The sequence below is a fragment of the Streptomyces sp. NPDC002088 genome (assembly GCF_040296605.1).
GTDB lineage: Bacteria > Actinomycetota > Actinomycetes > Streptomycetales > Streptomycetaceae > Streptomyces.
In genome coordinates this window covers 1-18,451 of the sequence record NZ_JBEOXO010000038.1, presented here as the reverse complement: position 1 = coordinate 18,451, position 18,451 = coordinate 1, and the positions used below count along the sequence as shown (strand labels likewise).

Annotated in this window: 20 protein-coding genes; 5 read left to right on the top strand and 15 right to left on the bottom strand. The window is 71.1% G+C overall.

What is annotated here, in order from left to right:
- Window positions 1-68: 68 nt before the first annotated feature.
- The 6 genes from gatB to ABT114_RS44740 form a co-directional block, all read right to left on the bottom strand.
- Window positions 69-1,583, bottom strand: coding sequence for an Asp-tRNA(Asn)/Glu-tRNA(Gln) amidotransferase subunit GatB (gene gatB / locus ABT114_RS44765; protein WP_351151466.1), 1,515 nt, complete (start codon window positions 1,581-1,583; stop codon window positions 69-71).
- Window positions 1,584-1,598: 15 nt separating this feature from the next.
- Window positions 1,599-1,841, bottom strand: coding sequence for a hypothetical protein (locus tag ABT114_RS44760; RefSeq protein WP_351151463.1), 243 nt, complete (start codon window positions 1,839-1,841; stop codon window positions 1,599-1,601).
- Window positions 1,838-3,331 (bottom strand): Asp-tRNA(Asn)/Glu-tRNA(Gln) amidotransferase subunit GatA, encoded by a 1,494-nt coding sequence (gatA, locus tag ABT114_RS44755; RefSeq protein WP_351151461.1) that lies wholly within the window; start codon window positions 3,329-3,331, stop codon window positions 1,838-1,840. The genes ABT114_RS44760 and gatA overlap by 4 nt, the downstream gene beginning before the upstream one ends.
- A gap of 7 nt (window positions 3,332-3,338) precedes the next feature.
- Window positions 3,339-3,635: an Asp-tRNA(Asn)/Glu-tRNA(Gln) amidotransferase subunit GatC gene (gene gatC / locus ABT114_RS44750; protein ID WP_007384860.1), complete on the bottom strand. Its 297-nt coding sequence runs from the start codon at window positions 3,633-3,635 to the stop codon at window positions 3,339-3,341.
- 104 nt (window positions 3,636-3,739) lie between these two features.
- Window positions 3,740-4,231 carry a cupin domain-containing protein gene (locus ABT114_RS44745; protein WP_351151458.1) on the bottom strand — a complete coding sequence of 164 codons (492 nt, stop codon included), beginning with the start codon at window positions 4,229-4,231 and terminating at the stop codon, window positions 3,740-3,742.
- Between the two features lie 33 nt (window positions 4,232-4,264).
- Window positions 4,265-4,636, bottom strand: a complete 372-nt coding sequence (locus ABT114_RS44740) for a DUF4267 domain-containing protein (protein WP_351151456.1) — start codon at window positions 4,634-4,636, stop codon at window positions 4,265-4,267.
- A gap of 87 nt (window positions 4,637-4,723) precedes the next feature.
- Between ABT114_RS44740 and ABT114_RS44735 the strand changes: the two genes are divergently transcribed.
- Window positions 4,724-5,323 (top strand): TetR/AcrR family transcriptional regulator, encoded by a 600-nt coding sequence (locus ABT114_RS44735; RefSeq protein ID WP_351151453.1) that lies wholly within the window; start codon window positions 4,724-4,726, stop codon window positions 5,321-5,323.
- 142 nt (window positions 5,324-5,465) lie between these two features.
- Here the strand turns inward: ABT114_RS44735 and ABT114_RS44730 are convergent, their stop codons facing one another.
- The 5 genes from ABT114_RS44730 to ABT114_RS44710 all read right to left on the bottom strand — a co-directional run bounded on the left by ABT114_RS44730 (window position 5,466) and on the right by ABT114_RS44710 (window position 12,538).
- Window positions 5,466-7,757 carry a putative bifunctional diguanylate cyclase/phosphodiesterase gene (locus ABT114_RS44730; RefSeq protein ID WP_351151450.1) on the bottom strand — a complete coding sequence of 764 codons (2,292 nt, stop codon included), beginning with the start codon at window positions 7,755-7,757 and terminating at the stop codon, window positions 5,466-5,468.
- Window positions 7,758-8,016: 259 nt separating this feature from the next.
- Window positions 8,017-10,209, bottom strand: coding sequence for an NAD-dependent DNA ligase LigA (gene ligA / locus ABT114_RS44725; protein ID WP_351151448.1), 2,193 nt, complete (start codon window positions 10,207-10,209; stop codon window positions 8,017-8,019).
- Window positions 10,210-10,224: 15 nt separating this feature from the next.
- Complete coding sequence (locus tag ABT114_RS44720; protein WP_351151445.1) at window positions 10,225-11,232, bottom strand: methionine synthase; 1,008 nt, start codon at window positions 11,230-11,232, stop codon at window positions 10,225-10,227.
- Window positions 11,233-11,268: 36 nt separating this feature from the next.
- Window positions 11,269-11,967 (bottom strand): SDR family oxidoreductase, encoded by a 699-nt coding sequence (locus tag ABT114_RS44715; protein ID WP_351151442.1) that lies wholly within the window; start codon window positions 11,965-11,967, stop codon window positions 11,269-11,271.
- A 7-nt stretch (window positions 11,968-11,974) separates the two neighbouring features.
- A complete protein-coding gene (locus ABT114_RS44710) occupies window positions 11,975-12,538 on the bottom strand; it encodes an LOG family protein (protein ID WP_351151439.1) in 564 nt (187 codons plus the stop codon).
- A gap of 50 nt (window positions 12,539-12,588) precedes the next feature.
- Between ABT114_RS44710 and ABT114_RS44705 the strand changes: the two genes are divergently transcribed.
- Together ABT114_RS44705 and ABT114_RS44700 are read left to right on the top strand one after the other, a co-directional pair.
- Window positions 12,589-12,912, top strand: coding sequence for a DUF427 domain-containing protein (locus ABT114_RS44705; RefSeq protein WP_351151436.1), 324 nt, complete (start codon window positions 12,589-12,591; stop codon window positions 12,910-12,912).
- 37 nt (window positions 12,913-12,949) lie between these two features.
- Window positions 12,950-13,729 (top strand): alpha/beta fold hydrolase, encoded by a 780-nt coding sequence (locus tag ABT114_RS44700; RefSeq protein WP_351151433.1) that lies wholly within the window; start codon window positions 12,950-12,952, stop codon window positions 13,727-13,729.
- A gap of 155 nt (window positions 13,730-13,884) precedes the next feature.
- Here ABT114_RS44700 and mnmA read toward each other — a convergent pair whose 3' ends face one another.
- Window positions 13,885-15,015: a tRNA 2-thiouridine(34) synthase MnmA gene (gene mnmA, locus ABT114_RS44695; RefSeq protein WP_351151430.1), complete on the bottom strand. Its 1,131-nt coding sequence runs from the start codon at window positions 15,013-15,015 to the stop codon at window positions 13,885-13,887.
- Between the two features lie 60 nt (window positions 15,016-15,075).
- Between mnmA and ABT114_RS44690 the strand changes: the two genes are divergently transcribed.
- Window positions 15,076-15,750, top strand: a complete 675-nt coding sequence (locus ABT114_RS44690) for an N-acetylmuramoyl-L-alanine amidase (RefSeq protein ID WP_351151427.1) — start codon at window positions 15,076-15,078, stop codon at window positions 15,748-15,750.
- A 72-nt stretch (window positions 15,751-15,822) separates the two neighbouring features.
- On the opposite strand, the gene ABT114_RS44685 is transcribed toward ABT114_RS44690, so the two are convergent.
- The 3 genes from ABT114_RS44685 to ABT114_RS44675 all read right to left on the bottom strand — a co-directional run bounded on the left by ABT114_RS44685 (window position 15,823) and on the right by ABT114_RS44675 (window position 17,594).
- Window positions 15,823-16,992 (bottom strand): cysteine desulfurase family protein, encoded by a 1,170-nt coding sequence (locus ABT114_RS44685; RefSeq protein ID WP_351151425.1) that lies wholly within the window; start codon window positions 16,990-16,992, stop codon window positions 15,823-15,825.
- A 90-nt stretch (window positions 16,993-17,082) separates the two neighbouring features.
- Entirely contained in the window at window positions 17,083-17,364 is a 282-nt protein-coding gene (locus ABT114_RS44680; RefSeq protein WP_351151422.1) for a DUF4190 domain-containing protein, read from the bottom strand.
- 62 nt (window positions 17,365-17,426) lie between these two features.
- The gene (locus tag ABT114_RS44675; RefSeq protein WP_351151419.1) at window positions 17,427-17,594 is read right to left on the bottom strand and encodes a hypothetical protein; all 168 of its coding nucleotides are present in this window, start codon (window positions 17,592-17,594) and stop codon (window positions 17,427-17,429) included.
- A 147-nt stretch (window positions 17,595-17,741) separates the two neighbouring features.
- On the opposite strand from ABT114_RS44675, the gene ABT114_RS44670 reads away from it, so the two are divergent.
- Window positions 17,742-18,368, top strand: coding sequence for a TetR family transcriptional regulator (locus ABT114_RS44670; protein WP_351151416.1), 627 nt, complete (start codon window positions 17,742-17,744; stop codon window positions 18,366-18,368).
- Window positions 18,369-18,451 lie beyond the last annotated feature (83 nt).

Below are 18,451 nucleotides of genomic sequence, written 5' to 3'. Positions count from 1 at the left end.
CTGCGATCACATGCCTGGGGGGATGCATCGGTGTCGATGCATCCCCCCAGGGTTCACAGAAACGGGACTCAGCCCTCGCTGACGCCCAGCTTCTCCAGGATCAGCTCCTTGACGCGGGCCGCGTCGGCCTGGCCGCGCGTGGCCTTCATGACCGCGCCGACCAGGGCGCCGGCCGCGGCCACCTTGCCGCCACGGATCTTGTCCGCGACGCCCGGGTTGCCGGCGATGGCCTCCTCGACGGCGGCCGTCAGCGCGCCCTCGTCGGAGACGACCTTCAGACCGCGCTTCTCGACGACCTCGTCCGGGGTGCCCTCGCCCGCGAGAACGCCCTCGATGACCTGACGCGCCAGCTTGTCGTTCAGGTCACCGGAGGCGACCAGCTTGGTCACCCGGGCGACCTGCTCCGGCGTGATGGCCAGCTCGTCGAGCGTCCTGCCCGACTCGTTGGCGCTGCGGGCGAGTTCGCCCATCCACCACTTGCGGGCGGAGGCGGCGTCGGCACCGGCGTCGATCGTGGCGACGATCGGGTCCAGGGCGCCGGCGTTGAGGATCGACTGCATGTCGGTCGCCGAGATCCCCCACTCCTCGAGGAGCCGGTTGCGGCGGACCAGCGGCAGCTCGGGCAGGCCGGAACGGATCTCCTCGACCCACTCGCGGGACGGGGCCACCGGCACCAGGTCCGGCTCCGGGAAGTACCGGTAGTCCTCGGCCTCCTCCTTCACGCGGCCCGAGGTCGTCGACCCGGTGTCCTCGTGGAAGTGGCGGGTCTCCTGGATGATCGTGCCGCCGCTGCTCAGCACGGCCGCGTGCCGCTGGATCTCGAAGCGGGCCGCGCGCTCGACGGACCGCAGCGAGTTGACGTTCTTGGTCTCGCTCCGCGTGCCGAACTTCTCGCGGCCGTGCGGGCGCAGCGACAGGTTCACGTCGCAGCGCATCTGGCCCATCTCCATGCGGGCCTCGGAGACGCCGAGCGCCTTGATGACCTCGCGCAGCTCACGGACGTACGCCTTCGCGACCTCGGGGGCACGCTCGCCGGCACCTTCGATCGGCTTGGTGACGATCTCGATGAGCGGGATGCCCGCGCGGTTGTAGTCGAGCAGGGAGTGGGACGCGCCGTGGATACGGCCGGTGGCGCCGCCGACGTGCGTCGACTTGCCGGTGTCCTCCTCCATGTGGGCGCGCTCGATCTCCACGCGGAAGGTCTCGCCGTCCTCCAGCTGTACGTCGAGGTAGCCGTTGAAGGCGATCGGCTCGTCGTACTGGGAGGTCTGGAAGTTCTTCGGCATGTCCGGATAGAAGTAGTTCTTCCGGGCGAAGCGGCACCACTCGGCGATCTCACAGTTGAGCGCGAGACCGATCTTGATCGCGGACTCGACGCCGGTCGCGTTGACGACCGGGAGCGAGCCGGGCATGCCGAGGCAGGTCGGGCAGGTCTGCGAGTTGGGCTCGGCGCCCAGCTCCGTGGAACACCCGCAGAACATCTTGGTCTTGGTGCCGAGTTCGACATGGACCTCGAGGCCCATGACGGGGTCGTAGGACGCCAGCGCGTCCTCGTACGACACCAGGTCGGTCGTGGTGGTCACGGTGAAACTTCCCTCTCAGCCCAGCAGGACGTCGTCGTCGCCCAGCCGCTTCAGCTCGCGGTAAAGGATGGCGAGGCCGGTGACGATCGCGACGGCCGACACCGTGGCGTCGATCAGGCGCAGCGTGTCGTGCTCGGCGCGGGCCTTCTTGATCTGCTTGGCGACACCCATCGCGCCGAAGGCGGTGGTGGCCATGGACAGGTACGTACCGGACTTGGACTTCTTGAAGCCCTTGGCCTTGGACAGTGCCTTACTCACAGCGACGGAGCCTCCTCGATCAGCGGGTGCCCCCACCTTTCCACGAAGGCGGCCTCGACGGCGGCGCCGACCTTGTAAAGACGGTCGTCCTTCAGCGCCGGGGCGATGATCTGCAGGCCGACCGGGAGGTTGTCCTCCGGGGCGAGACCGCAGGGCAGCGACATGGCCGCGTTGCCCGCCAGGTTGGTGGGGATGGTGCACAGGTCCGCGAGGTACATCGCCATCGGGTCGTCGGCGCGCTCGCCGATCGCGAAGGCGGTGGTGGGCGTCGTCGGCGAGACGATCACGTCGACCTGCTCGAAGGCCTTCTCGAAGTCGCGCGTGATGAGCGTGCGGACCTTCTGGGCGGAGCCGTAGTACGCGTCGTAGTAGCCGGAGCTGAGCGCGTACGTACCGAGCATGATGCGGCGCTTCACCTCGGGGCCGAAGCCCGCCTCGCGGGTGAGGGAGGTGACCTCCTCCGCGGAGTGCGTGCCGTCGTCGCCGGTGCGCAGGCCGTAGCGCAGGCCGTCGAAGCGGGCGAGGTTGGACGAGCACTCGGACGGCGCGATCAGGTAGTACGCCGACAGGGCCAGGTCGAAGGACGGGCAGTCCAGCTCGACGATCTCGGCGCCCAGCTCCTTGAGGAGGGCGACGGACTCGTCGAAGCGCTGGATGACACCGGCCTGGTAGCCCTCGCCGCGGAACTGCTTGACGACGCCGACACGCATCCCGGCGACGCTGCCGTTGCGGGCGGCCTCGACGACCGGCGGGACCGGGGCGTCGATGGAGGTGGAGTCGAGCGGGTCGTGCCCGGCGATGACCTCGTGCAGCAGCGCCGCGTCCAGGACCGTACGGGCGCAGGGGCCGCCCTGGTCGAGGGAGGACGAGAAGGCGACCATGCCGTAGCGGGAGACCGCGCCGTACGTCGGCTTCACGCCGACCGTGCCGGTGACGGCGGCCGGCTGGCGGATGGAGCCGCCGGTGTCGGTGCCGATGGCCAGCGGAGCCTGGAAGGAGGCCAGGGCGGCACTCGAACCGCCGCCGGAGCCGCCGGGGATCTTGGTCAGGTCCCACGGGTTGCCGGTCGGGCCGTAGGCGCTGTTCTCCGTCGACGACCCCATGGCGAACTCGTCCATGTTGGTCTTGCCGAGGATGACGACGTCGGCGGCCTTCAGCTTCTTGGTGAGGGTCGCGTCGTACGGCGGGATCCAGCCCTCGAGGATCTTCGAACCGACGGTCGTCGGGACGCCCTCGGTGGTGAAGATGTCCTTCAGCGCGAGCGGGACGCCGGCCAGCGGGCCGAGCTTCTCGCCGCGCTCGCGCTTCTCGTCGACAGCGCGGGCCTGCGCGAGGGCACCCTCGCGGTCGACGTACAGGAAGGCGTGCACCTTCTCGTCGACGGCCTCGATACGGGCCAGGTGGGCCTCGGTGACCTCGACGGCCGTGAGCTCGCCGGAGGCGATCTTCGCGGCGGTCTCGGCGGCGGTGAGCTTGATGATGTCCGTCATGATGGTCTTAGTCCTCCCCCAGGATCTGCGGCACCTTGAAACGCTGCTGCTCCTGGGCCGGGGCGCCGGACAGCGCCTGCTCGGGGGTGAGCGACGGACGGACCTCGTCCGCCCGCATGACGTTCGTCAGCGGAAGCGGGTGAGAGGTCGGCGGTACGTCTTGGTCGGCGACCTCACTGACGCGGGCCACCGCGCCGATGATGTCGTCCAGCTGGCCGGCGAAGTGCTCGAGCTCTTCGGGCTTCAGCTCCAGACGCGCCAGCCGAGCGAGGTGGGCGACCTCCTCGCGCGTGATGCCAGGCATGCAGCGTTCCTCTGGGGTGAGTGTGTGTGGTTTGGGCCCAATCCTAGGGGGCCGGGCCCTGTGCACGTGAAACGGTTTCCCCTGGACCGCCCGGAAGGCCCTGCTCAGCGGCGGCCGTCCCAGGCCGCGCTCTGCAGGAAGTGGTTGTCGTAGAGCTCCTGGACCTCCAGCAGGCTCTCCGGGCCGACCTCACCCAGGCGGATGCGCTGAAGGTGGCGGAAGTACTCGAAGCGCTCGACGCCCGGGGTAATGACGATGAGGATGTCGGCGGCGGTCCCGGGAGCGGCAGCGAAGGCGTGCGGCTTGCCCGGCGGGACGATGACCAGGTCGCCGCGCTCCGCGGTGACGATGTCGTCGCCGGAGAGGAGCTCCGCGGCACCGTCGAGCATGAAGAACATCTCGGCGGAGTTGTGGTGCAGGTGCGGGTAGGCACCGTCGGCGCCCTCCGCGAGGGTGACCCGCACGGTGGACAGCGCCCCTCCGGACGCGCTGCTGTCGGCCAGCAGCCTGACGGCGACGGGATCATCGCCGATCTTCTCGGCCTCCGCTTCACGGACGACCACGGACGAGTCGAACTTCGGCACGAACAGCGACATTTCCAAACCCCCTTGTGACTGTTACGGACACTCTCAGGCCGCGAAGAGCAGCCCGGCACTGATCAGGACAACCACGGCCGTGGCGAAGTGGATCCCGAAGGCGACGGCTTTCGTACCGCCGTGGCGCAGCACTGTCAGGGTGTCGCCGAGCGGCACGATCGCCACGGCGAGCATGAACCACGCCTCGGCGGTGGCACCGGCGAATACGAGAAGAGCCAGCCCCAGCAGGCCGAGGGTGCCGTCGCGCAGGCCCTTGATCGTGAGGTAGGCGGCGGCGTCTCCGTCCGCCTTGGCGGGCACGCCGTAGCCGGTGGCGGCGGGGCCGGGCTGGAGCAGGAAGCGGGCCCCGATGAACAGGACGAGCAGGTCGAGCACGACGGCCAGGGTGTAGGCGGTGGCGGTCACGTCAGATCTCCTTGCTAGCAGCGCTAGAGACAAGAGCGAAGCTATCAGATCGACGACAGGAAGGCTAGCATTGCTAGAATCACGGTCATGTCGATCCAGACGCGCCGGGAGCGCGAACGAGCGGAACGCGAGCGGCTGATCGTCACGGCCGCGCGGGAACTGGCGGAAGCCGAGGGCTGGGACGCGGTCACCACACGGCGGCTGGCCGCCGAGATCGAGTACAGCCAGCCCGTCCTCTACAGCCACTTCAAGGGCAAGGACGCCATCATGGCCGCGGTCGCGGTGCAGGGCTTCGCGGAGCTGGCCACCGAGCTGCGTACGGCGCCTACGGCCGCGGAGGGCGTCCGGGAGGCGCTGGCGGCGGTGGGCGAGACGTACACCGCCTTCGCACGGCGGCGGCCCGCCCTGTACGACGCGATGTTCACGCACACGCTGGACCTGCCGTTCGCCACGGCACAGGCTCCGGCGGCGCTCCAGGAGGCCTTCGGGGAGCTGCACGCCGCTGTGGGCCCGATCACGGCCGACGGCGACGAACCGGGCCTGCTCACGGAGACGTACTGGGCAGGCCTGCACGGACTGGTGACCCTGATGCGCAGCGGACGCCTACCGGCGGAAGGACACGCGCGCCGACTGGCCCTGCTGATCGGACATTTCACGGCGGGGGCGAGCCGAAAGGCAACCGCCTGACCCGCCTCGGACCGGACCGACCGCACCCACGGTCACCGAACCCCGCCGACGGGGACGCGGCCGCCGGCAGCGGGCCGCCTCCACGGGAGAGGTTCACCCGGCATCCGGGCTGAACGAGCGGGCGGGTGGGCGCGTGGGAAAGTCACTCGTCGGACGCCGCCGCAGGCAAGGCCGCCGCCGGTCGCTGCCAGCCCCTGGACCCCCGCGCCCGCAGCCACGCCGTCGTCTCCTCGGGAGGCATCGCGGCGGCGACCAGCCAGCCCTGTACGGCGTCGCAGCCCAGGTCACGCAGGCGCTCCCAGGTCTCGTCGTCCTCGACGCCCTCGGCGACCACGAGGAGGCCCAGGGAATGGGCGAGGTCGACCGTGCAGCGCACGATCTCCGCGTCCTCCGTGTCCACGGCCAGCCGGGCCACGAACGAGCGGTCGATCTTCAGCTCGCTGACGGGCAGCCGGCGCAGGTGCACCAACGAGGAGTAGCCGGTGCCGAAGTCGTCCAGGGACATCTTCACGCCGTGCCCCGTCAGCCCGGCAAGGGTGTCGGCGGCACGCTGTGGTTCCTCGAGGAGGACGTGTTCCGTTATCTCCAGCTGGAGCGACCCGGCAGGGACACCGTGCCGGGCGAGGCGAGCGGCGACGGAGCCCGCGAAGCCGGGCGTGTGGACGTCGCGCGGGGAGACGTTGACCGCGACCGGTACGTACAGGCCCTGGGCGCGCCACCGGGCCACCTGGGCCAGCGCCGTGTCCAGGACGTACTCCGTCAGGTGGGGCATCAGCCCGGAGGACTCGGCGATCGCTATGAACTCGTCCGGCGGGACCTTGCCGCGTTCGGGGTGCACCCAGCGCACCAGGGCCTCGAGGCCGGCGACCTGTCCGTCGAAGCGGACCTTGGGCTGGTAGTGCAGCTGGACCTCGTGGGCGTCGAGGGCCCGGCGCAGATCGCCGAGCAGTCCGAGCCGGTCTGGGGTGTTCGAGTCGCGCTTGGACTCGTAGACCTCCACCCCCGTACGGTCCCGTTTGGCCTGGTACATCGCGACGTCCGCCCGGCGCAGCATCCCTTCGGCGTCCAAGGCGTGGTCGGGGAAGACGGCGACGCCCGCGCTGGCCTCCAGGACGAGGGTGAGTCCGTCGAGGTCGAGCGGGGAGCTGAGGGCGGCGACCAGGCCGCGGGCGATGCGGGTCGCGGACGTCGTGGAGTCGGCGACCGGCAGTAAGACGGCGAACTCGTCTCCGCCGAGCCGCGCGGCCTCCGCCCCGCGCGGCAGGGCCAGGCGCAGCCGGTCGGCTATCTGGAGGAGCAGCCGGTCGCCGGCGAGATGACCGAGGGTGTCGTTGACCGAACGGAAGCGGTCAAGGTCGATCAGCATCAGGGCGGCGCGGGCGCCGATGCGTTCGGCGTCGTCCAGGGCCGTCCATATCCGTTCCAGCAGCCACTGGCGGTTGGGCAGGCCGGTGAGCGGGTCGCGCAACTGCTCCTCGGCGCGGGCCCGGGCTATCCACAGGGTGGAGTCGAGGGCGACGAGCGGGATGGAGAACAGCGGCAGCAGGATGGGCTCGGCGGCGGCGACCACGCAGACCAGGGGCGCGATGCCGAGCAGCGCGACCGCGACCAGGCCCTGTCTGACCAGGGCGGTGCGGGCGACGGTGGGCAGTCCGCCGTCGCGGGGGGCGTAGAGGTACCACAGCAGGGTGCGGGTCACCGCGAGGTAGGCGGCTGCGACCAGCACCACCTGGGGGGCGGTGTAGAGGGTCCAGGTGTCGGGGTTCCAGGGGTTCTCGACGGACGGCAGGCGTCCGAAGGCCGCGAGTACCAGGGCCCCGGCGCCGATGCCGAGGATGTCCACCGCGCCGTGCAGGACGCCCGGCCGCCAGCGGTGGCGCCGGGCTATGCCGACCAGGACGACGACGGTGAGGCTGACCATTCCGGCGGGCGCCCAGCCGTACAGCAGCAGCACGGCGAGGGTGAGGGCGGCACCGGATCCGGTGCCGCCCCACCAGCGGGCGCGGCCCAGCATGACGAGGTGACCGACGATGAGGCCGGCCAGCACGGCCAGCGACCAGCCGACGGTGCCGGCCGGGAAGAGCGCGTGGCTGCCGGTGAACGCCCGGTAGAAGCCGGCGCCCAGGACGAACCCGGCCGCCGCGACGACCCCCGCGGGCAGCGCGGGCAGCGGGGGCCAGGACAGGTGCCGTTCGGACTCGGTGCCGAGCAGGCCGGTCGCGTGCTCGGCGTTGAGGCGGGCGTGGCCGAGGCCGTCAGCCACGAGGGCCCGGGCGGAACCGTGGCCGTCCACGGTGGTGCGACGGCCGGCGGCGCGCCCCTCCGTGCCACCACGCGCCGAAGCACGCGTCCCCCAGCGGCTGTCCCGCCAGGCGCCGGTGACCCGGCGCAGGCGCAGCCGTGAGTCCGGGTCGGCGCTCTCGGTCGGTTCCATTCCCGTCCCTCTCACAGCCGGCGGTGCCCACGCCACGCGGCCCGATGCCCGACAACCATCAACGGCGCCGCGTTGGAAAACCCTTTCCCCTGCCCACCAGGGGCACGGGGATGCCCCGACCGCAGCTGGGCACGGCAGGCGCACACCTCAACAGTAGGCCGCAGAAGGCTTCCACGGGCAGCGGTCGTCGACGGTTGCCCGTTTGCGCCCCGGCCACCCGTATGCATCTGGTATGCGCCGATCGGGTGGCCTTCAACCGCTACTCCTCGGTCGGAAGGGCGACTTCGGCCGCCGCCTCCGGCCCCTGTTCCAGCAGGACGTTGAAGCCGTCCTCGTTCAGAACCGGCACCTTGAGCTGCATCGCCTTGTCGTACTTCGATCCGGGATTGTCACCCACAACGACGAATGACGTCTTTTTCGAAACCGAACCGGTCACCTTCGCTCCGCGGCTCTGCAACGCCTCCTTGGCGCCGTCACGGGTGAAGTGCTCGAGGGTGCCGGTGACCACGACGGTCAGGCCTTCGAGCGGACGCGGGCCCTCGTCCTCGCCGGAACCCTCCTCCTCCATGCGGACGCCGGCGGCCTTCCACTTGCGGAGGATCTCCTGGTGCCACCCCTCGGCGAACCACTCCTTGAGGGAGGCGGCGATGATCGCTCCGACGCCGTCGGTGTTCGCCAACTCCTCTTCGGTGGCCTGCTCGATGCGGTCGATGGAGCGGAACTCGCGAGCCAGCGCCTCGGCCGCCACCGGGCCCACATGACGGATCGACAGGCCGGTGAGGACGCGGGCGAGCGGGCGCTCCTTGGCGGCCGCGATGTTCTCCAGCATGGCGAGCGCGTTCTTCTTCGGCTCGCCCTGCTGGTTGGCGAAGACGGTGGCGACCTTCTCCTCGCCGGTCTTCGGATCGCGCTTGGGCAGGCCGCTGTCCTGGTCGAGCACGTACGCCTTGATGGGCAGCAGTTGCTCGATGGTGAGGTCGAACAGGTCACCCTCGTCCGTCAGCGGCGGGTCGGCGGGCTCCAGCGGCTTGGTCAGGGCCGCGGCCGCGACGTATCCGAAGTGCTCGATGTCCAGCGCCTTGCGACCCGCGAGATAGAACAGACGTTCACGCAACTGGGCAGGGCAGGTGCGGGCGTTCGGGCAGCGCAGGTCGACGTCGCCCTCCTTCATCGGCCTGAGCGGCGTACCGCACTCGGGACACTCGGCCGGCATCACGAACTCACGCTCGCTGCCGTCGCGCAGGTCGACGACCGGACCGAGGATCTCCGGGATCACGTCTCCGGCCTTGCGCAGCACCACGGTGTCCCCGATGAGGACACCCTTGGCCTTGACCACGTCCTGGTTGTGCAGGGTCGCGAACTCGACCTCCGAACCGGCCACCGTGACCGGCTCGACCTGGGCGTACGGCGTCACCCGGCCCGTGCGGCCCACACCCACACGGATGTTGACGAGCTTGGTGTTGACCTCCTCCGGCGCGTACTTGTACGCGATCGCCCAGCGCGGCGCCCGGGCCGTGGACCCCAGCCGGCCCTGGAGGCGGATCTCGTCGAGCTTGACGACGACACCGTCGATCTCGTGCTCCACGGAGTGCCGGTTCTCGCCGTAGTACGTGATGAACTCCCGTACGCCGTCGAGGTCGTCGACCACCTTGTTGTGCCGGGAGGTGGGCAGGCCCCAGGTCTTGAGAAGGTCATAGGCCTGCGAGAGGCGGGTAAGGCCTTCGTAGCCCTCCAGGGCGCCGATGCCGTGGACGACCATGTGAAGCGGCCTGGTCGCGGTGACCCGCGGGTCCTTCTGGCGCAGCGAACCAGCCGCCGCGTTGCGCGGGTTGGCGAAGGGCTTGTCTCCGGCCTCGACCAGGCGGGCGTTGAGCTCCTCGAACTTCTCCATCGGGAAGTAGACCTCGCCGCGGATCTCCACGAGGTCCGGGACGCGGTCGGCGGTCAGGCGGTCCGGAATCTCCGCGATCGTACGGACATTGGGCGTGATGTCCTCGCCGGTGCGGCCGTCGCCGCGGGTCGCCGCGCGCGTGAGGCGACCGCGCTCGTAGGTGAGGTTGACGGCGAGGCCGTCGACCTTCAGCTCGCACAGGAAGTGATGGTCGGAGGTGCCCACGTCCTTGGCCACGCGCTCCGCCCAGGCGGCCAGCTCCTCGTCGCTGAAGGCGTTGTCGAGGGAAAGCATGCGCGAGCGGTGCTCGACCGACGTGAACTCCGTCGCGTACGCCCCCGCGACCTTCTGGGTCGGTGAGTCGGGCGTGCGCAGTTCGGGATACTCCCCCTCCAGCGCTTCCAGGGAGCGCAGGAGCTTGTCGAACTCCGCATCACTGATGACGGGAGCGTCCTTCACGTAGTACCGGAAGCGGTGCTCCTCGATCTGCTCAGCGAGCTGCGCGTGCTTCTCCCGTGCCTCGACGGGCACCGTCGTCTCCGCTTGCTTGTCGCCGGCCACCGTGTTGTCCTCCCGTTACTCTGGGTTGTCCGCGAGGGATCTCGCCGCCAGGACGCAGTGGGCGAGTGCCCTGCGCGCGTACTCGGGGGAAGCCCCCGCGAGTCCGCACGACGGGGTGACCGTGACCGCCGCCGCGAGAAGCCCCGGTTGCAGTCCCAGCCTGCGCCACAGCGTCCTGACCCCCATGACGCTACCGGCAGGGTCTGACAACCGGCCGTCCGTGCCGGGGACCACACCCGCGAACAGCCGTGTCCCGCCTTCCACCGCCTCGCCGATCGCGTCGTCGTCACGCTCGGTGAGAAGCGAGAAGTCGAACGACACCGCCGCCGCGCCCGCCCTGCGCAGCAGGGCGAACGGGACGTCCGGTGCGCAGGAGTGGACCACGACGGGACCGTCGCCGTGAACCCCGGCGACGTCCCGGAGCGTGGCCTCGACGACCTGCCGGTCGACGGCGCGGTGGGTGCGGTAGCCGCTCGCGGACTTCACCTGGCCGCGCAGGACGGCGGTGAGGGAGGGTTCGTCGAGCTGGAGGACGAGCCGGGCGCCGGGGATGCGGCGCTGCACCTCGGCGAGGTGCAGCCGGAGCCCCTCGGCGAGGGAGGCGGCGAGGTCGCGGCAGGCGCCGGGGTCGGAGAGGGCCGCCTCGCCGTTCCGCAGTTCCAGGGCGGCGGCGAGGGTCCAGGGACCCACCGCCTGTACCTTCAGCGGCCCCTCGTACTCCTGCGTGAACTCCTCCAGCGCGTCCAGGTCCTGACCCAGCCACGACCTGGCCCGCTTGGTGTCCCGCCCCGGCCGGTCCCCGAGTCGCCACCCGCTGGGCTCCACGCGCGCGTACAGCTCGACGAGCATCCCGGCGGTCCGTCCGATCATGTCCGCGCCGGGTCCGCGGGCCGGCAGCTCGGGCAGGAACGGGAAGTCCTCGAAGGACCCGGTGGCGGTCTTGGCGGCCTCGCGGGCGTCACCGCCGGGGAGGGAGCCGACGCCGGTCGCGGGACCGAAGCTGAACTGCTTGTCTTCACTCACCCCGGAAGCGTACGGCCCTGGCGGTGGGGCTGGTTTTCAGCGTCCCGGTCGCACCGTCAGGTCGTTGACCTCCGCGTCCCTCGGCAGGTCGATGGCCATCAGGATCGTCGTCGCGACCGACTCGGGGTCGATCCACTTCGCCGGGTCGTATTCCTTGCCCTCCTGCTGGTGGACCTTGGCCTGCATCGGGCTGGCCGTGCGGCCGGGGTAGACGGAGGTGACGCGGACGCCGTTCGCGTGCTCCTCGTGGCGGAGGGAGTCGGCGAGGGCCTTCAGGCCGTGCTTCGAGGCCGCGTACGCCGACCAGTCGGCGTGGGCGTTCAGGCCCGCGCCGGAGTTCACGAACACCACGTGGCCGCTTGCGACGCGCAGCTGGGGCAGGAAGTGGCGGGTCAGCTCGGCGGGGGCGATCAGGTTGACGTTGAGCTGGTGGCGCCAGGACTTCGGGGTCAGCTCCCCCACCGGGCCCAGGTCGACGACGCCCGCGATGTGCAGCAGGGAGTCCACCCGGTCCGGAAGGGTCTGGTGGGAGAACGCCCAGCTCAGCTTGTCGGGGTCCGCCAGGTCACCGACCAGGGTCCGCGCCCCGGGGAACTCGGCCGCCAGTTCCTTCGCACGCCCGGCGTCGCGCGCGTGCAGCACGAGTTCGTCCCCGCGCGCGTGCAGGCGGCGGGCGACGGCCGCGCCGATGCCGGAACCCGCCCCGGTGATCACATGAGTAGCCATGCCTGCCATGCTCGCATCACTCGATGCCCTGACCCGCGGCGGGAGCCGCTGGTGTCGCGGTCTCCAGGTAGGCCAGCGCGCCGACCGGCTCCTCCGCGAAGAACACCAGGTCGGTGAGCGGGATGGGCAGGAAGCCCTCGTCGTCCATGCGCCGGAACTGCTCCTTCAGGCCGTCGTAGAAGCCCGCGCTGTTGAGCAGCACGACCGGCTTGTCGGTGTGCCCGTGCTTCTTCAGCTCGAGGATCTCCGTGGCCTCGTCGAGCGTCCCGGTGCCGCCGACCATGATCACGACGGCGTCGGCCTTCTCCAGGAGCAGCTTCTTGCGCTCGGCGAGGTCCCGCGCGATCACCATCTCGTCGGCGCCCGGACGGGCCTTCGCCGCCAGGAAGTCCACGGAGACCCCGCAGAGCCGCCCGCCCGCCTCCTGCACCCCGTCGGCGACCACCTTCATCAGACCGACGTCCGAACCGCCCCACACGAGCGTGTGCCCGCCCTTGCCCAGTAGCTCCGCGAACTCGCGTGCGGGGCGGGTGTAGCGGTCGTCGAGGTCGGCGGCGGAGAGGAAGACACAAATACGCATGCGGCAACCGTACGCGGGAAGAACCGAGGCCCCATAAGCGCTCTCCTGGTATGGCCGAAGGACACACGATCACCATCGAGCAGGGCACACAGCGCGTCCGCGTCGTCCACGGCGACCGGACACTGGCGGAGAGCGACCGCCCCCTCGTACTGCGCGAGACGGGCTGTCCCGTGCGGTACTACATCCCCGCCGAGGACGTACGGCTCGACCTGCTGACGCCCTCCGACACCCACACGCACTGCCCCTTCAAGGGCACCGCCTCGTACTGGTCGCTGCCCGACGCGGCGGACCTCGTCTGGGCCTATCCCGATCCCAAGCCGGACGTCGCCGAGATCAAGGACCACTTCTGCTTCTACGAAGTAGAAGTGTCGTGACCGATTAGTCCGGTGCCGGATGGCAGTCTGGACAAGCATGGACAAGAAGACCATCTCGCGCGACGGCACCCCCATCGCATACCAACGCACCGGCCAGGGCCCGGCGGTCGTCCTGGTGAGCGGCGCGATGTCCGCGGGCGGCACGGTGGCACCTCTGGCCGGGCCTCTCGCGGACCGCTTCAGCGTCATCGCGTACGACCGCCGGGGCCGCGGCGAGAGCGGCGACACGGCGCCGTACGCGGTGGCCCGTGAGGTCGAGGACATCGCCGCGCTCGTCGAGGTGGCCGGCGGTGACGCGGCGCTGTACGGCATCTCGTCGGGCGGCGCGCTGGCACTGCAGGCGGCAGCCGCCGGACTGCCGGTCCGTCAGGTCGCCGTGTACGAGACGCCGTTCGCCGACTACGGGGGCGGCGCGAAGGTGCGCGCCGAGTACACCGAGAACCTGGACCGGGCGCTCGCCGACGGGCGGCGCGGGGACGCGGTCGAGCTGTTCCTCCGTCTCACCGGCCTGGCCGAGGAGATGATCCAGCGCGCCCGCCAGTCCCCCATGTGGCCCCCGATGGAGGCGATCGCCCCGACCCTGGCCTACGACAACGCGGTCATGGGCGACGGCCTCGTCCCCCGGGACCGGCTGGCGTCGATCACCGTCCCCGTCCTGGCCGTCGCGGGCGGCGCGAGCCCCAAGTGGCTGCGTGAGGCGACCAGGGCGGTCGCGGAGTCCGCGCCCCAGGGCACATACCGCATCTTGGAGGGCCAGGCCCACATGGTGGACCCGAACGCGCTCGCGCCGGTGCTGGCGGAGTTCTTCACTGCCTGAGCGCTCCGCTGGAAGCGCGATGACGAACCCGCGGGCCGGTGAGGGCTGGTCGCGCCGGCGGAGCCGCATACCGACACAGCCCCGCGCCCCTTACGGGCGCGATACCGCACCGGACTCCGTCAAGGCTGCTCAGCACGCGCGCGTGCGTAGGCGGCTCAGGCCACCCCCGCCGTCGCCCGCACCGTAGAAGCGATGGTCGCCGACCCCACCACGCGCGTGCCGTCGTACAGCACGATCGCCTGGCCGGGGGCCACACCCCGCACCGGCTCCGCGAACCGCACCTGGAGGGAGCCGTCGACCAGCTCCGCTGTCACCTCGGTCTCGCCGCCGTGGGCGCGCAGCTGGGCGGTGTAGGTACCCGGGGCGGTCGGGGCGGCGCCGCACCAGCGGGGCTTGATGGCGGTCAGGCCCGTCACGTCCAGAGCGGCCGCCGGGCCCACCGTCACCGTGTTGTCGACCGGCGAGATGTCGAGCACGTAGCGCGGCTTGCCGTCCGCGGCCGGAGTGCCGATGCGCAGCCCCTTGCGCTGGCCGATGGTGAAGCCGTACGCGCCCTCGTGCGTGCCCACCTTGGTGCCGGACTCGTCGACGATGTCGCCCTCCGCCTTGCCCAGGCGGGAGGCCAGGAAGCCCTGGGTGTCGCCGTCGGCGATGAAGCAGATGTCGTGCGAGTCCGGCTTCTTGGCCACGGCCAGGCCCCTGCGCTCGGCCTCCGCGCGGATCTCGTCCTTCGTGGTGAGCGTGTCGCCCAGCGGGAACAGGGCGTGCGCCAGCTGCCTGTCGTCCAGGACGCCGAGGACGTACGACTGGTCCTTGGCCATGTCGGAGGCCCGGTGCAGCTCGCGCGTGCCGTCCTCCCGGACCAGCACCTTCGCGTAGTGGCCCGTGCACACCGCGTCGAAGCCCAGCGCCAGCGCCTTGTCCAGCAGGGCGGCGAACTTGATCTTCTCGTTGCAGCGCAGGCACGGGTTCGGGGTGCGCCCTGCCTCGTACTCGGCGACGAAGTCCTCGACCACGTCCTCGCGGAAGCGGTCGGCGAGGTCCCAGACGTAGAACGGGATGCCGATGACGTCCGCGGCGCGGCGGGCGTCGCGCGAGTCCTCGATGGTGCAACAGCCCCGCGCGCCCGTGCGGAACGACTGCGGGTTCGCGGAGAGCGCGAGGTGGACACCGGTCACGTCGTGGCCGGCTTCCGCCGCGCGGGCGGCGGCGACGGCGGAGTCGACCCCGCCCGACATGGCGGCGAGGACGCGGAGGGGGCGGGAGCGCTGCGGGGTGTCAGTCATAGCCCTTCAAGAGTAAGGGGGCCGGGGAACCGAAGCTCGCGAGTATCCGTTCACGATCACATGGGGGAGATTCAGGCGGGCGCGAAGAAGAGCGACTCGGACCGGCGGATCGGGCGGCGCGCCCTGCTGGTGGGCGGGGTGGCGGCCGCCGTCGGCACCGCCGCGCTGGCGCGCGACGAGCTGGCGCACCTGTGGTGGCGGCTGCCGGGCGTGGAGAAGTCGAGGGTGGCGGGGGCGGTCGACTTCCGGGGTGCGCAGTGGGTGGCCGCGTCCCAGGCGAACTTCCGGCGGGCGGACCGGCCGGACGACTACTCGGTCGACATGGTGGTCATCCATGTCACCCAGGGCAGCTTCGACAGCGCGGTGAAGGTCTTCCAGGATCCGGGGCACGGGGCCGCGGCGCACTACGTCGTCCGCAAGGACGGGCACGTCACACAGATGATCCGCGAACTGGACGTGGCGTTCCATGCGGGGAACCGGGAGTACAACGAGCGGAGCGTCGGCATCGAGCACGAGGGCTTCGTGGAGCGCGCCTCGTCGTTCACCGACGCGATGTACGCCGCCTCGGCCCGCCTGACGGCGGGGATATGCGCGCGGTACGGCATACCCGTCGACCGTGAGCACATCATCGGGCACGTGGAGGTGCCGGGGACGGATCACACGGACCCGGGGAAGTACTGGGACTGGGACCGGTACATGCGGCTCGTGCGGGAGGCGGGCGCCCCTCCCGCGTAGCCGCGACGCGGTCCTGGACCGCCGGCAGGGCGCGTGCCGGATGCGGTGCGCGCCCTCGCGTCAGTGGTGCCGCTACGTCAGCCCCGCCGCCCGCGCCCGCTCCACCGCCGGGCCGATCGCCTTGGCGACCGCTTCGACATCGGCCTCCGTGGAGGTGTGGCCGAGGGAGAAGCGGAGGGTGCCGCGGGCCAGGTCCGGATCGGTGCCGGTGGCGAGGAGGACATGGCTGGGCTGGGCGACGCCGGCGGTGCAGGCGGAGCCGGTGGAGCACTCGATGCCCTGGGCGTCCAGCAGCAGGAGCAGGGAGTCGCCCTCGCAGCCCGGGAAGGTGAAGTGGGCGTTCGCCGGCAGGCGGCCGGCCGGGGAGGGGTCGCCGCCCAGGATCGCGTCGGGCACCGCCGTACGGACCCTGGTGATCAGGTCGTCGCGCAGGGCGCCGATCTCCCGGGCGAACCACTCACGCTGCTCGGCCGCCAGCCGGCCCGCGACGCCGAAGGAGGCGATCGCCGGAACGTCGAGGGTGCCGGAGCGGACGTGACGCTCCTGGCCGCCGCCGTGCAGGACGGGTACGGGGGTGTACTCGCGGCCGAGGAGGAGGGCGCCGATGCCGTAGGGGCCGCCGATCTTGTGGCCCGAGACCGTCATCGCGGCGAGGCCGGAGGCGGCGAAGTCGACGGGGACCTGACCGAAGGCCTGGACCGCGTCGGCGTGCAACGGGATGCCGAACTCCCCTGCCACGTCGGCGAGTTCGCGAACCGGCAGGATCGTGCCGATCTCGTTGTTGGCCCACATCACGGTGGCCAGGGCGACATCGTCGGGGTCGCGGGCGATGGCCTCGCGCAGGGCCTCGGGGTGGACTCGGCCGTAGGAGTCGACCGGGAGGTACTCGACCGTGGCGCCCTCGTGTTCGCCCAGCCAGTGGACGGCGTCGAGGACCGCGTGGTGCTCGACGGGACTGGCGAGTACCCGGGTGCGGCGCGGGTCGGCGGCGCGGCGGGACCAGTACAGGCCCTTGACGGCGAGGTTGTCGGCCTCGGTGCCGCCGGAGGTGAAGACGACCTCACTGGGACGGGCGCCGAGCGCTTCCGCGAGGGTTTCGCGGGACTCCTCGACCGTACGGCGGGCCTTGCGGCCGGATGCGTGAAGGGAGGACGCGTTGCCGGTGACGCCCAGCTGGGCCGTCAGGGCCTCTGCCGCCTCCGGGAGCATCGGGGTGGTCGCGGCGTGGTCGAGGTATGCCATGGTGAGCCCGATTCTACGGGCCCCCGTGACCGGGCCGAGGTCGCGGGCGCCCCACCCGCGGCCGGTACCGGCGTCAGCCGCGCCTCGCCCTCAGAAGTTCCACGACACCGTGCTGTCCGCCTGCATGAACGCCACCAGCACCAGCAGGTCGGCGACCCCCAGCCCCAGACCCAGGTAGGCGCGGCCGCGGCGGGCCGTGCCGCGCCACAGGGCCACTGCCGCCAGGACGATGGCGATCGGGCCGAGGAAGAGGTTGAGGACGAGGATGCCGAGCAGGCCGAGGATGAAGGACGCGACGGCCATGCCGTCGGCATCGCGCGTACCCGCGTCGCGTGTGCCGGTGGGGCGCGTAGCCGGTGCGGTGAGTTGCATGAGGGTCAGCTCCCGAGGGTCGGACGAGCGGAAGAGTGAGCGGAAGGACGAGCGGAAGAAGGTCAGTTCGTCGACGCGCCGCGCCGGCGGCCGTGCCGCTCGCGCAGCGCGAAGATGCCGAGCCAGGCCGCGATCACGGCGGCGGCGACGACAGTGAAGGTCAGCGGCGCGTGGGCCACGGTGCCCATGACAACGCCCAGCAGAAGGAGTGCGGCGACGAGGAACAGCATGGGATCGGATCCCCCTCCGAGATACCTCTCGCGGATACCTCTCGTGACATTTCGGTGAACGGTTGTAGTTACACTTGTTCACTGACTTCTGAGTCTAGCGCGCCCGACGGCTTTTCAATTCCGGAGAACAGTTGTTAACTGGGTGTCATGAGTCACACCCTCGGCATCCGGCAGGCCCAGAAGCAGAAGACCCGGCAGTCGCTCCTGGAAGCGGCGTTGGGCCTCCTGGAGGAGCAGAGCCTGAGCAGTCTCGGCCTGCGCGAGGTCACCCGCGCCGTCGGCGTCGCACCGACGGCCTTCTACCGGCACTTCCGCTCCACCGCGGATCTCGGCGTGGCCCTGGTCGAGGAGGCGCTCGGCAGCCTGCACCCGATGATCCGGACGACGGTCACCGACGCCGGCACCAGCGAGGAACGCATAGCCCGTGCCGTCCAGTTGATCGCCCGCCATGTGGACGCGTACCCCGCCCATGTCCGCTTCATCGCCCGCGAGCGCCACGGCGGGGTGCAGCCGGTGCGGGAGGCCATCCGGGACCAACTGGTCCGGTTCGCCGAGGAAGTGCGGGACGAGCTGGCCAAGGACCCCGAGTCCGAGGGGTGGAGCGACGACGACCTGCTGATGCTCGCCCACCTCTACGTCGACCAGATGCTCATCACCGCCTCGCTCTTCCTGGAGGCCCTGGAGGCACCGGAGGAGGAGCGGGAGCGCGTCGCGCAGGTCGCGACCCGGCAGATGCGGCTCATCAGCATCGGCCGGCACCACTGGCTCAAGTGATCGGCGGGGCCCGGGAACACACAGGGGCGGGGGGGGGGGGGGGGGCCGGGGGGGCGGCGCCCCCCGGCTGCGGGGGGGCCGAA

Excerpts from the sequence above, each read along its gene's own strand:
- ABT114_RS44700 (WP_351151433.1), top strand. The coding sequence starts at position 12,950 with ATGGACAAGAAGACCATCTCGCGCGACGGCACCCCCATCGCATACCAA.
- mnmA (WP_351151430.1), bottom strand. The coding sequence starts at position 15,015 with ATGACTGACACCCCGCAGCGCTCCCGCCCCCTCCGCGTCCTCGCCGCC.
- ABT114_RS44670 (WP_351151416.1), top strand. The coding sequence starts at position 17,742 with ATGAGTCACACCCTCGGCATCCGGCAGGCCCAGAAGCAGAAGACCCGG.
- ABT114_RS44730 (WP_351151450.1), bottom strand. The coding sequence starts at position 7,757 with ATGGAACCGACCGAGAGCGCCGACCCGGACTCACGGCTGCGCCTGCGC.
- ABT114_RS44675 (WP_351151419.1), bottom strand. The coding sequence starts at position 17,594 with ATGCTGTTCCTCGTCGCCGCACTCCTTCTGCTGGGCGTTGTCATGGGC.
- ABT114_RS44690 (WP_351151427.1), top strand. The coding sequence starts at position 15,076 with ATGGGGGAGATTCAGGCGGGCGCGAAGAAGAGCGACTCGGACCGGCGG.
- ABT114_RS44680 (WP_351151422.1), bottom strand. The coding sequence starts at position 17,364 with ATGCAACTCACCGCACCGGCTACGCGCCCCACCGGCACACGCGACGCG.
- ABT114_RS44705 (WP_351151436.1), top strand. The coding sequence starts at position 12,589 with ATGGCCGAAGGACACACGATCACCATCGAGCAGGGCACACAGCGCGTC.
- gatC (WP_007384860.1), bottom strand. The coding sequence starts at position 3,635 with ATGCCTGGCATCACGCGCGAGGAGGTCGCCCACCTCGCTCGGCTGGCG.
- ABT114_RS44745 (WP_351151458.1), bottom strand. The coding sequence starts at position 4,231 with ATGTCGCTGTTCGTGCCGAAGTTCGACTCGTCCGTGGTCGTCCGTGAA.
- ABT114_RS44685 (WP_351151425.1), bottom strand. The coding sequence starts at position 16,992 with ATGGCATACCTCGACCACGCCGCGACCACCCCGATGCTCCCGGAGGCG.
- ABT114_RS44735 (WP_351151453.1), top strand. The coding sequence starts at position 4,724 with ATGTCGATCCAGACGCGCCGGGAGCGCGAACGAGCGGAACGCGAGCGG.
- gatA (WP_351151461.1), bottom strand. The coding sequence starts at position 3,331 with ATGACGGACATCATCAAGCTCACCGCCGCCGAGACCGCCGCGAAGATC.
- ABT114_RS44710 (WP_351151439.1), bottom strand. The coding sequence starts at position 12,538 with ATGCGTATTTGTGTCTTCCTCTCCGCCGCCGACCTCGACGACCGCTAC.
- ABT114_RS44715 (WP_351151442.1), bottom strand. The coding sequence starts at position 11,967 with ATGGCAGGCATGGCTACTCATGTGATCACCGGGGCGGGTTCCGGCATC.